Annotated in this window: 12 protein-coding genes; 5 read left to right on the plus strand and 7 right to left on the minus strand. The window is 59.2% G+C overall.

Annotated elements, in window-relative coordinates; translation table 11 throughout:
• Positions 1–126 precede the first annotated feature (126 nt).
• Entirely contained in the window at positions 127–828 is a 702-nt protein-coding gene (locus HMPREF2565_RS12920) for a LysR family transcriptional regulator substrate-binding protein (RefSeq protein ID WP_049155514.1), read from the minus strand.
• Between the two features lie 98 nt (positions 829–926).
• Here HMPREF2565_RS12920 and HMPREF2565_RS12925 point away from each other — a divergent pair, with 98 nt between their 5' ends.
• On the plus strand, positions 927–1,247 hold the full coding sequence (locus HMPREF2565_RS12925; RefSeq protein WP_141745923.1) for a DUF5997 family protein: 321 nt from the start codon (positions 927–929) through the stop codon (positions 1,245–1,247).
• On the opposite strand, the gene glyA is transcribed toward HMPREF2565_RS12925, so the two are convergent.
• Positions 1,244–2,545, minus strand: coding sequence for a serine hydroxymethyltransferase (gene glyA / locus HMPREF2565_RS12930; protein WP_049155515.1), 1,302 nt, complete (start codon positions 2,543–2,545; stop codon positions 1,244–1,246). The two genes, HMPREF2565_RS12925 and glyA, sit on opposite strands and share 4 nt — an antisense overlap.
• Before the next feature lie 196 nt (positions 2,546–2,741).
• On the opposite strand from glyA, the gene coaA reads away from it, so the two are divergent.
• Positions 2,742–3,668: a type I pantothenate kinase gene (coaA, locus tag HMPREF2565_RS12935; protein WP_046648333.1), complete on the plus strand. Its 927-nt coding sequence runs from the start codon at positions 2,742–2,744 to the stop codon at positions 3,666–3,668.
• A gap of 14 nt (positions 3,669–3,682) precedes the next feature.
• Here coaA and HMPREF2565_RS12940 read toward each other — a convergent pair whose 3' ends face one another.
• From HMPREF2565_RS12940 to mca, 3 genes are read right to left on the minus strand one after another with little or no spacing between them, the layout of a single operon-like run.
• Entirely contained in the window at positions 3,683–4,453 is a 771-nt protein-coding gene (locus HMPREF2565_RS12940; RefSeq protein WP_046648332.1) for an isoprenyl transferase, read from the minus strand.
• A gap of 21 nt (positions 4,454–4,474) precedes the next feature.
• On the minus strand, positions 4,475–4,768 hold the full coding sequence (locus tag HMPREF2565_RS12945) for a hypothetical protein (protein WP_046648331.1): 294 nt from the start codon (positions 4,766–4,768) through the stop codon (positions 4,475–4,477).
• Between the two features lie 3 nt (positions 4,769–4,771).
• Positions 4,772–5,662 (minus strand): mycothiol conjugate amidase Mca, encoded by an 891-nt coding sequence (gene mca, locus HMPREF2565_RS12950; protein ID WP_046648345.1) that lies wholly within the window; start codon positions 5,660–5,662, stop codon positions 4,772–4,774.
• Positions 5,663–5,754: 92 nt separating this feature from the next.
• On the opposite strand from mca, the gene HMPREF2565_RS12955 reads away from it, so the two are divergent.
• From HMPREF2565_RS12955 to HMPREF2565_RS12965, 3 genes are all read left to right on the plus strand, one after another.
• A complete protein-coding gene (locus HMPREF2565_RS12955) occupies positions 5,755–6,246 on the plus strand; it encodes a DUF4307 domain-containing protein (RefSeq protein ID WP_071407534.1) in 492 nt (163 codons plus the stop codon).
• A 117-nt stretch (positions 6,247–6,363) separates the two neighbouring features.
• A complete protein-coding gene (greA, locus tag HMPREF2565_RS12960) occupies positions 6,364–6,885 on the plus strand; it encodes a transcription elongation factor GreA (protein WP_046648329.1) in 522 nt (173 codons plus the stop codon).
• A gap of 48 nt (positions 6,886–6,933) precedes the next feature.
• Positions 6,934–7,176: a hypothetical protein gene (locus HMPREF2565_RS12965; protein ID WP_046648328.1), complete on the plus strand. Its 243-nt coding sequence runs from the start codon at positions 6,934–6,936 to the stop codon at positions 7,174–7,176.
• A gap of 96 nt (positions 7,177–7,272) precedes the next feature.
• On the opposite strand, the gene HMPREF2565_RS12970 is transcribed toward HMPREF2565_RS12965, so the two are convergent.
• Positions 7,273–8,991: a hypothetical protein gene (locus tag HMPREF2565_RS12970; protein ID WP_246819169.1), complete on the minus strand. Its 1,719-nt coding sequence runs from the start codon at positions 8,989–8,991 to the stop codon at positions 7,273–7,275.
• Positions 8,992–9,172: 181 nt separating this feature from the next.
• Positions 9,173–9,844: a DUF3558 family protein gene (locus HMPREF2565_RS14430; RefSeq protein WP_083312704.1), complete on the minus strand. Its 672-nt coding sequence runs from the start codon at positions 9,842–9,844 to the stop codon at positions 9,173–9,175.
• Between the last annotated feature and the right edge of the window lie 824 nt (positions 9,845–10,668).

Raw genomic sequence — 10,668 nt, forward strand, 5'->3', positions numbered from 1 at the left:
ATCTAAACCTTTCTCTTTTGTTGAGCACTGTTCTAAGTACTTTTGTTGGGAACGAAGTCCACCGTAGGCTCGGCCGCGGCCGCCCCGCCACCGATGCACCTATGATTTGACAACAAAGAGCCTTCCTTATCTACGTTTCCGCTGCTGAGACCCCCTATATCTTTTCGATAACGGTTTGGAAATCGAGCCCTTGTGAGACTTTCCTTGCGACTTTCTGCGTGCTTGTTTAGCCTTTGCTTTGTCACGGGCACTGCGCTTCTCAGCAACATTGCGGGAAGAATTCCGCGTCCTTCCCTTCGCCACGCCGACGAAATCCTGAATCTCGTCACCATCGTCTGCTCGGCGCCACACCAAAGCGATCTCCGTGCGCGCAACAGTGGGATCCTCCAAGCCCAGTGCCACGACTTGCTTCTTGCTGAGCACCTTCAGCAGCGGTCGAGGTGCGATGGCCACGCCCACGTTGGCTGCCACAACTTGGAGAGCGGTACGCAGGGCAGGGACGTCGACGCTGCCATCCTGCGCAATCCGGTAATTCACGATCTCTTCGGCGACATCCTCCGGTGTAATGTCCTCCCCTACCTCGGCGTACACGGAATCCTTCGGAACTGCGATCCCAGGCGCTTCCTCGTACAGCCGAACCACATGGAAGCTGTCATCGACCCGTAGATCTGGCAGGCGGGTCAGAGCAAGGTCAGCTTCCTGGGCAAGAAGAGCCGCCATCGCATCATCGGCGTCGGCGGTCACCAGGGACTCGAGAGAATGCGAGTCACGGTAGCGGCGAAACCATTTACCGGGTTCTGTACCAGTGCAAAAGACAAGGCGGAGCATGCACCTCATACTACGGTGCTGCTAGCGTGGTGAGCGTGACTGATACCCCGAATAATGAAACCCCAGCCAACGAAACCCAGCAGCCTTCCGGTACCGCCATGCGCGCGCAAACCGCAGCTAAAAAGCTGGGCATCTACCTGCCGGCCGCCCCGGAGGAGTTTCAAGCCAATGCAGTAACGCACGCGCAATTGCGCGACTTGCAGGAGAACCCGCCGGAATGGCTGGCCACCCTGCGCCGCGAGGGCCCGCACCCGCGCCCGGTGGTGGCACAGAAGCTGGGCATTTCCGTGACCGCGCTGAAGAAGAACGACATGGACCGCCCTCTGACCACCGCAGAAATCAAAGAGCTCCTCAGCGCAATGCCCGAGTGGCTCGAGGCCGCCCGGAAAGCTCACGCTGAGGAGCGCAAGGAAGCTTAGACCAGCTTCCAGTCCTCAAGGCCGTCGTAGAGCGGGAAGTCCGCGGCGACCTTCTCCACGCGGGCACGCAGCTTGGCGACGTCCGCGTTCTTACCATTTGCCAGCGCGGTACCGATGACATCGGCCACCTCGGTGAAGGCCGCCGTGTCGAGGCCGCGGGTGGCCAAGGCCGGGGTACCAATGCGCAGGCCGGAGGTGACCATCGGCGGGCGCGGATCGTTCGGAACCGCGTTGCGGTTCACGGTGATGCCGACCTCGTGGAGGAGGTCCTCTGCCTGCTGGCCATCGAGCTCAGAGTTGCGCAGATCCGCCAGGACGAGGTGCACGTCGGTGCCGCCGGTGAGAACGTCGACGCCCGCCTTGGTGCAATCCTCAGCGGTCAGGCGCTCAGCCAGAATGCGAGCGCCCTCCAGGGTGCGCTCCTGGCGCTCCTTGAACTCCTCGGTGGCCGCAATCTTGAGAGCAATAGCCTTTGCCGCGATGACGTGCATGAGCGGACCACCCTGCTGGCCCGGGAAGACGTTGGAGTTGATCTTCTTGGCAAAGTCCTGCTTGGCCAAGATAATTCCGGAGCGCGGGCCACCAAGCGTCTTGTGCACGGTGGAGGACACAACATCGGAGTGCGGCACCGGGGAGGGGTGCAGACCGGCGGCCACGAGGCCCGCGAAGTGCGCCATATCCGTCCACAGGTAGGCGCCGACCTCATCGGCGATGGAGCGGAAGGCCTCAAAGTCGATGGTCCGCGGGTAGGCGGACCAACCAGCAATGATCACCTGCGGCTTCTCAGCCAGAGCCTGCTCGCGGACCTTGTCCATGTCGAGGCGCATGGTCTCCGGGTCGACCTCATACGCGGCAACGTCGTAAAGCTTGCCGGAGAAGTTCAGCTTCATACCGTGGGTCAGGTGACCACCATGAGCCAAGGACAGGCCCATGATCTTGTCACCCGGCTGGATCAACGACGCCAGCACCGCAGCGTTGGCCTGGGCACCGGAGTGCGGCTGGACGTTGGCAAATTCGGCGTCGAAAAGCGCCTTGGCACGATCGCGAGCCAGGTCCTCCACGACATCAACGTGCTCGCAGCCGCCGTAGTAGCGGCGCCCCGGGTAGCCCTCTGCGTACTTGTTGGTGAGAACAGAACCCTGCGCCTGCAGAACGGCGCGGGGGACGAAGTTCTCCGAAGCAATCATCTCGAGGGTATCGCGCTGACGAGCGATCTCACCAGAAATAGCATCGAAGACCTCGGGGTCAAGATCGCGCATCTCCTGGTAGCGCACGTCTGAATTGTTCGTAGTCGTCATGAAAGCGTGGTGTCCCTTCCTACAGATGGTCAAGATAGCCAGCGGCGCCCGCTCGCAGCACAACACCACCGGCTTTAGAAATCGCCGAAGCTAGTTCTACATCCTAACGCCCCTATCCCCCGCGCGGGGGCCTCTAAGAATCTTTTCATTCGGGGCAATTGCACGAGGCGCCGGATGCAGTGCGACAATAGTCGGCATGGCGCGAATGACCGATGCGAGCCCGTACCTCGATTTTGACCGCGATACGTGGCGTGCCCTGCGTAAATCCATGCCACAGGTGTTGACGGCCACCGAGGTGGAAAAACTCCGTGGTATTGGTGACCGCATCGATCTCACCGAGGTGGCTGAAGTCTATCTGCCGCTATCCCGTCTCATTCACATGCAGGTGGAGGCCCGCCAGAAACTCACCGCCGCCACCGAGGCCTTTTTGGGTAACCCACCGACGCACGTGCCTTTCGTCATCGGCGTCGCCGGCTCCGTCGCCGTGGGTAAATCGACGACGGCGCGCTTGCTCCAAGTGCTCTTGGAACGCTGGGATTCCCACCCGAAGGTCGACCTCGTCACCACCGATGGTTTCCTCTACCCCACCGCCTACCTCAAAGAGCATGGGCTAATGCAGCGCAAGGGCTATCCGGAGTCTTATGACCGCCGCGCGCTCATGCGATTTGTTACCGACGTTAAATCCGGCAAACCACTGGTTACCGCACCGCTGTATTCGCACGTGTCCTATGACATCGTCCCCGATGAATTCCAAGAGGTCCGGCAACCGGACATCCTCATCCTGGAAGGCCTCAACGTCCTGCAGACCGGGCCAACCCTCATGGTGTCGGATCTCTTTGACTTCTCTGTCTACGTCGATGCCCGCGTGGACGACATTGAGAAGTGGTACATCGACCGCTTCCTCAAACTCCGGCACACTGCCTTCCGCGAGCCGGGCGCGCACTTCGCTTCCTTCGCGGACATGACGGATGAGGAAGCCTACGCGCAGGCACGTGAGATCTGGCAGTCCATCAACCTGCCCAACCTCATTGAGAATATTTTGCCCACCCGGGTGCGCGCTTCCCTGGTTCTGCGCAAAGGTTCACACCATTTGGTGGAACAGGTCAGGATGCGCAAGCTCTAGGCGGCGTCACCCGGCTAGCGCCCAAAGCGGCGCGAGCGCTGAGAATAGTCGCGCAAGGCGCGCAGGAAATCCACCCGGCGAAATGCTGGCCAGTAGGTATCCGTGAACCAAATCTCGGAATAGGCTGCCTGCCACAGAAGGAACCCGGACAGCCGCTGCTCACCGGAAGTGCGGATGACGAGGTCGGGGTCCGGCAACCCTTTGGTGTACAGGTTGCCCGTGATGGCCTCCGCAGTCACGTTCTCCGCGATTTCTTCAGCGCTCAGCCCCTTGCGTGCTTCACTGCGGATCAGGTTCTGCACGGCATCCACAATTTCTTGGCGCCCGCCGTAGCCCACCGCAATATTGACGATGACACCTTGGTGATCCTCGGTAGCCTCAGCCGCACTCTGCATCTTGGCTGTGACCTGCTCGGGGAGCAGATCTAGGTGCCCGACCAGGCGGATCTGACAATCCAAGTCACCCTGGGAGAGGTGCGTGACGACATCCGAGATGATGTCGAAAAGCAACTGCACTTCCTGCTCGCTGCGCTTCAAGTTTTCCGTCGACAGCAAGTAGATAGTGACGACTTCAATGTCGGTGCCCTGGCACCACGAAATCATCTCACTGATCTTCCGCGCGCCTTGCCGGTGGCCGTGGCTGATATCCGTAAAGCCCGCCTCGCGCGCCCAGCGGCGATTGCCATCCGCCATGATTGCCACGTGGCGTGGTTGCGGTTTGTTTTTAATCTCACGCGTTAGGCGCGCCTCATAGAGGGGGTATAGGAGCTGGCTTAGGAACTTCACGGTGGAGAAACGTCCTCTGCGTTAAAAGATGGACTTCTTGCTGTTATCGAGGATGCCGGCTTCCTTCATTGCCGCATCGACCGCCTCATCATCAAAAGGATCGATGCCATGATCCTGCGCGAACATGGTGCGGCGGCGGAAGCGCGAATAGCGGCGGTGAAAGTTCCAGCCTGCAAAAAGCACGGCCACTCCCATGAGAACGAGGATCAGCAAACCAATGGGCGAGGCCTTACCGAACTCCGGTCCCACCGGCCCGCTTTGGCTCCCTTGGGCGAGCAGGGCGACGTCATGCGCCGCGAAGTACAAAGCGTTCATACTTTAAGATTCCCCTACTTCCGGGATTCCCGCAAATAGGTCGTCCTCTGGTAGTGAGGACGAGACACGGGTCTTGGCCAACTCGAACTCCTCCGTTGGCCAATGCTCCTGCTGCACGGCGACGGGCGTAGCGAGGAAAGCACCAGCCGGATCGATTTGGGTGGCGTGCGCGCGCAGGGCGTCCTCCCGGTTTTGGAAGTAATCCGCGCACTCTACCTGCGTGGTCACGCGCGCCATGATGTCACCAAAAGCGGTGTCCCAGCGCGCCAGCATCGGCTCATAGGGGCTAATCTTTCCCTCTTCTACAAGGAGGTCGTGAAAGATCTTCATTCTCTGGTACACGAAACCGTGCGTGTAGTAGAGCTTCTGCGGCTCCCACGGCTCTCCCAATTCTGGGTGGTAGGCGGCATCGCCCGCCTTCTCCCACGCCAACATAGAAGCACGGTAGACCATGAGGTGATCCGGGTGCGGGTAGCCACCGTTTTCGTCATAAGTAATGATGACTTGGGGGCGGAACTCCCGAATGATCTCCACGAGTTCTTGGGCCACATCATCATCTTCTTTGAGAGCAAAGCAGCCCTCAGGCAGCAGGTCCTTGATATTGGGGGCCAGCGGATTACCCGGAAGGCCTGAGTCCACGTGCCCGAGCCACCGGTGCTGTACCCCCAAGGCGGCGGCGGCCTTCGCCATTTCTTCACGACGAATACTGCCCATGTTCTCGAGGACGCCGGGGCGGTCCATGGCTGGGTTGATGATGTCGCCCCGCTCACCGCCGGTGCAGGTCACGACGAGGACTTCCGCTCCCTCCGCGGCATACTTCGCGGTCGTCGCAGCACCCTTCGAGGATTCATCGTCAGGGTGCGCGTGAATAGCCAAAAGGCGCTTTGTGCTCACTGGGTGATACATCTCCCTACATCGCTTCTTTAAACAGAGGCCCAGTCTAGTGGATAGTAACTTCGTAGCGACCGTTGGATAGAATCAGACTCATGTCTGACGCCCATCCTGCTTCTCGCTCCGCACGCGCACGGTCTCGCTACGGTTCCTCGTCCTCCTCTGCTCGCACGGGGAAATCCTGGACCAATCGGGCCCTAGTCCTGATTTTCCTGGGCATGCTGGTGGCGGCCGTCGTCTTTGGCGTGCAGTACGTGCGCAGCCAACAGAAAATTAACGCGGACATCTCCTATGTCACCCACGAGATTCTTTCCGACGATACCGCCCGCGTGTGGGTAGACATCACCCGCAACCGCGTGGAGGAGCCTGCCTATTGCATCGTGCAGGCTTTTGACTATTCCAAGGCAGAGGTGGGCCGCCGCGAAATTGCCGTGCCGGCTGGCGGCGAAGCCGCCCAGCGCGTCGCCGTGGACATCCCTACCAATCACCCTGCCGTCGCCGGTGGCGTCTACGGCTGCTCCGGAAATATCCCCTCCTACCTCGATATCAGCACCATGGATTCTGCGGGTGAGGCAAACGCCGAGTAAAAGCCCAGCTATGCTAGTATGTTGAGCGTTCTGAATGGGCCGCGCCACCTGCGCTTTTAGGCCCAGTCTTTAAGAAATAAAACCGTTCATCAGGAACCGTCAACGGAAGGTTGCACTATGGCTGAGCAGCAGAAGCAGTACATCACCCCGGAAACCAAGGCCAAGCTCGAGGCCGAGCTGCAGGCCCTCATCGACCACCGCCCGGTCGTCGCCGCCGAGATTAATGAGCGCCGCGAGGAAGGTGACTTGAAGGAGAACGCGGGTTACGACGCCGCCCGCGAAATGCAGGACCAGGAAGAGGCCCGCATCAAGCAGATCTCCGAGGTTCTGGCTAACTCCACCACCGAGCGCACCGCCGTCCAGGAAGGCGTTGCCCACATCGGTTCTGTCGTCCATGTCTACTACAACGGTGACAAGGAAGACCGCGAGACCTTCCTTATCGGTACCCGCGCTGCGGCATCGGATAACAAGGATCTGGAGACCTACTCCGAGCAGTCCCCGCTGGGTGCTGCCCTCCTGGGTGCTGCTGAGGGCGAAACCCGCGAGTACACCGCGCCGAACGGCAAGACCTTGTCGGTGACCGTGGTCTCCGCGGCACCTTATGATTCCGCAAAGGCCGCAACTCCGCGCAAGTCCTAATTTATACTGCTCTTAGGTCATCGTTTTTCTGAGAAAGAGTTTTATCACATGAAGAAGTTCACTCGTTTCGCTGCCGCTGGTCTGGTTGTCTCCGCTGGACTCACCCTGGCTGCTTGCCACCCGCCGAGCGAGCAGGATTCCACTGAGAAGGTCGACACCGGTGCCACCTTCACCGGTGAGGCGCCGGGTGCTGGTGCATCCGAGTCCACCGCAGCAACGGCTGAGACTGAAGCCACGGCTGAGACTGAGGTTGCTCCGGCCGAGTACACCACTGCTCCGGTTCAGCAGTAGGCTCACCGTCAGCTTAAAGCGAAAGCGGCGTCCCGTTATTCGGGCGCCGCTTTTCGCGTTATGAGGTTATGAGAGAATATCCCTCACCCACGGCCCCTAGTTTTCTTCCCGGGCCCACTCGCCGATGACTCCGGGCAGCACCGCGGGCGCTTCACCGAGGAGATCTCGGCGGTTCGGATCGCGTTCAACCTGCGTGGTGACGGATTTGATCCTCTTTTCGCTTTCACCGCCGCGGGCTGCTCCGCCCATCATGGGCATCATCCGCATACCCGCGCCGCGGGTTTGTCCGCCGCCAGCCTTTGCGGCGCCTGCTCCCCCAGCGGCACCTACGACACTATTTGTACCGCCAGCGTTACCAATACCACCGGCGCTGCCGGCGCCGACGCCGCCAACTCCACCAGCGCCACCGATCACTCCTCCTCCGGCCATACTGCCTGCGCTTAGCGACGCCCTTCCGTCCCTCTGCAGTCCACTCCCCGCTACGGCCCCGGGAAGGCCACCGATAACCGGGTGCGTACCCGTCTGCGGTCCGCTGGGCGCAGTACCGAAGCCGCCCAGCCTCGCCGCTGCGGTCGTCGGATTCGCCGACATCTCCGGCAACCGGCCCAGCCCCCGGCCGCCGAGTCCGGCAACACCCCCAGGTAGTGCGTTGCCGCGCGCATTCGCAAGGCCAACGACGCCAAGTCCCTGCCCACCGGCACCGCTGCCCAGACCTCCTAGCCCGCTCAGACCAGCACCAATGTTCGGCGCGCCAATCTGAGTTGCCGACGTCCCCGGAATACCAGCATGAGACGGGTTCAGCGTTCCTACGCCTGCGCTCGCGGCCGACGTGTTCACGTCCGCCGCACTAACGGGTGCCAGCGAATCTCCGAAACCCAACTCGCTGAGGATCGTGCGTCCACGATCATGCAATGCGCTATGAAACTTCGCGATGTCACCAGCATCCATCCCAACGCTTTCAAGCCCCTGGATTTCACCGTCTGCAACGCCGAAGGAACCTGGCCCGACGGCGCCGCTTTCCATCGCCTCAGCTATCTGCTGCGGCCAGGCAACGCCTTCCGTAGTGTAGCGGGATCCATCACCTGCGACCGCGCCGAATTGGGTACTGACATCCCCACCACCGCTGGGTGGTGCCGCATCCATGAGCGCGTGCTGATAGGGCATGGCGGCAATAACCTGCTGTTGAAGCACGCCCTGCATATATCCCAACGCTGCCTGTTCTGCGGCCTCGCGTGCAACGGGATCTGGAATTGCTGCTACCTCGAAGGCCAAGGCGATTGCCTCTGGCTGCACATTCATCAGCTGTGCTTGGAAGCCGAACAGCTTTTGTTGCATGACCTCGGCATTGGCAATGAAGTGTGTTCCTGCCTGCGCAACTTCACGAATCTTCTGGGCCGCTCGCGTGGTGGCTTCGCTATCATTCTCCTCCTCCAACGACGCGGCCGAGTTTTCCAGCCCCGCAACGATATCGGCGACTTCTCCGCTCAAGGCTCTCCACCGCGCATTCGCTTCCGAGACATCCCAGAAACGGGTGCTGAACAAGTTGGATGCCAGTCCCATGATTGACGCACCGGTGTCAACGATGGGAACCGTAAACCCAAATGGGCTGTATCCCGGATCTGGTTGCGACACGATCGGCATCGCCTCCGCCGCGCCCCCGCCACCGGCGTCTGCGACATCCAGCCCTCTGCTGTTGAGCTCATCCTGTGATTCGAAGCCGGCAAGCTCGGTCTGGAGCGCCTCCCCGAGCCAAGAAACCTGTCCCCTAAACCCCTCCAAGGAATTACGCGCCGACCCCGGGTCGGTTGCCAGCACGCGTTGGTGGATTGCGCCGACTTCGCTTAAGCCAGTAACTGGAGAGAATCCTCCGTCAAGGGGGCTATGTGCCCGCTCCTTAGCAAGAGACAGATTTCGATCAAAGTTATGGATTGCTTCAACTTGTTGATTTAAATTTCCTTGATTAATAATCATCATTCACCCCCGAGCCCCCATCTAATTAGATGACGGCGCGTATTACCCTTTCAACGTTTTTACAGTTGCCCTTTATCGAATTAGCGCTAGACAAATTAGTCCAAGATAATGAGATTGAACCTTCGACTGTCTCCACATACCCCGTACACGTTGCATTCGCGATAAGCGATTCTTCAACCAAGTAGATTACTTCTCCGCCTCCTAGCTCAGCCTCGGTTCCATTAGGAAAAGCGGATCGAATCTCAGTAACCGAGTAATCCCTAGATTCTATGCTCACACTGGCTTTGCTTCCATCACGTTCCAGGGCCTCAAAACGACAAGATCGAAAACCAGTCTCCCGATTGATTTCACCCGTGAAAAGTAGTCCCAAATTTCTAAAAGCAGATTGAGCCTCCGCGGTACATGGATCAAACACCTGGAAGCCAGGCTCCGTACGATCAAATTCACCAAGTGGCGGTAGTACCCCACCGCCCGCACGAGACTCACTGCTTGAAGCTTGAGACTCTCGCACCTTCGTGGCGGTGGCTTCAGCGACCCCCGAGTCCACTGAGCCACCGCCGGACATGTCGCCAGAAAAGTTGCTAAAGCCCCCCGAGTTATTACCATTGTCGCGAGCACTAAGGCCCAGCGGAGCTGCGCAGTTTGAAAGCACCCCTATACAAACCGCCACCAACGCAAGGCCCCCGATTCGCTTCATGGTTTCCCTTCAACCAACTTTTCTGACTATCAGAAGCCTCTCGCCAGAGCCAAGCTCAGCGAACGGCTTCTGCGACCAGAATGCACGAGAATGCGCAATATGTCGCGCCAACCCCACATAGCCCATTTTCAATGGGTTGCAAATAATGATGTATTAGATGCGAGTAATAAAAGGTTCATAAATAGGTGCTGGTCGTCGCCTGTAAGAATTGTGGGTGCGCGCCGTGAGACTCTTGTGCCTGCGCTGCCGATTATGACCATGCAGGTGCCCCCTAATTACAACACTGTTAACATTCGTTCGTCGTTTTTCACCCTGCAGGCACGACCCCATCGCGTGTTTCGGAAGTATGGACCAGATTCATCCTCACAGCAGTTCACAAAACCACCTATGACCTTGCATAAATTCCGCAGAGTAGGGTGACAAGCAATCGCAGAAAGTGATTCCAGGTCACACTCCATACCGCTGTCAAAGGTCACTCCGGAACACCGTGGACGGGATTCTTCATCCGTTTTTTGACTTGGGCGATCGAACATTTCTCCCAAGACAACGGTATCTTCTCGCCGATTTGCACTTTTTGCAAGGCTCGTTTCTTTCCTCTTCACGCCCCGCCGTATGTGGTGAGAAATTGCCAATTGAGGCACACAAATAATCGCAAGACCCCTGGCACACATGTACTAACAAAGGGGAAGGCACTCTTCTCATGCCTAGGACATCGGCACCTATCGCGCAGCACTGAGCTCCTTGCTTCCCCACGGGGGTTGTAGTTGCAAGCGAACCGGACATAGAAAACCGGCGGCCGGCACCCACAAGTGATTGTGGTGCCG

It is taken from the genome of Corynebacterium sp. HMSC072A04 (assembly GCF_001809235.1).
GTDB lineage: Bacteria > Actinomycetota > Actinomycetes > Mycobacteriales > Mycobacteriaceae > Corynebacterium > Corynebacterium hiratae.

Excerpts from the sequence above, each read along its gene's own strand:
- HMPREF2565_RS12920 (WP_049155514.1), bottom strand. The coding sequence starts at position 828 with ATGCTCCGCCTTGTCTTTTGCACTGGTACAGAACCCGGTAAATGGTTT.
- HMPREF2565_RS12925 (WP_141745923.1), top strand. The coding sequence starts at position 927 with ATGCGCGCGCAAACCGCAGCTAAAAAGCTGGGCATCTACCTGCCGGCC.
- glyA (WP_049155515.1), bottom strand. The coding sequence starts at position 2,545 with ATGACGACTACGAACAATTCAGACGTGCGCTACCAGGAGATGCGCGAT.
- coaA (WP_046648333.1), top strand. The coding sequence starts at position 2,742 with ATGGCGCGAATGACCGATGCGAGCCCGTACCTCGATTTTGACCGCGAT.
- HMPREF2565_RS12945 (WP_046648331.1), bottom strand. The coding sequence starts at position 4,768 with ATGAACGCTTTGTACTTCGCGGCGCATGACGTCGCCCTGCTCGCCCAA.
- HMPREF2565_RS12955 (WP_071407534.1), top strand. The coding sequence starts at position 5,755 with ATGTCTGACGCCCATCCTGCTTCTCGCTCCGCACGCGCACGGTCTCGC.
- greA (WP_046648329.1), top strand. The coding sequence starts at position 6,364 with ATGGCTGAGCAGCAGAAGCAGTACATCACCCCGGAAACCAAGGCCAAG.
- HMPREF2565_RS12965 (WP_046648328.1), top strand. The coding sequence starts at position 6,934 with ATGAAGAAGTTCACTCGTTTCGCTGCCGCTGGTCTGGTTGTCTCCGCT.
- HMPREF2565_RS14430 (WP_083312704.1), bottom strand. The coding sequence starts at position 9,844 with ATGAAGCGAATCGGGGGCCTTGCGTTGGTGGCGGTTTGTATAGGGGTG.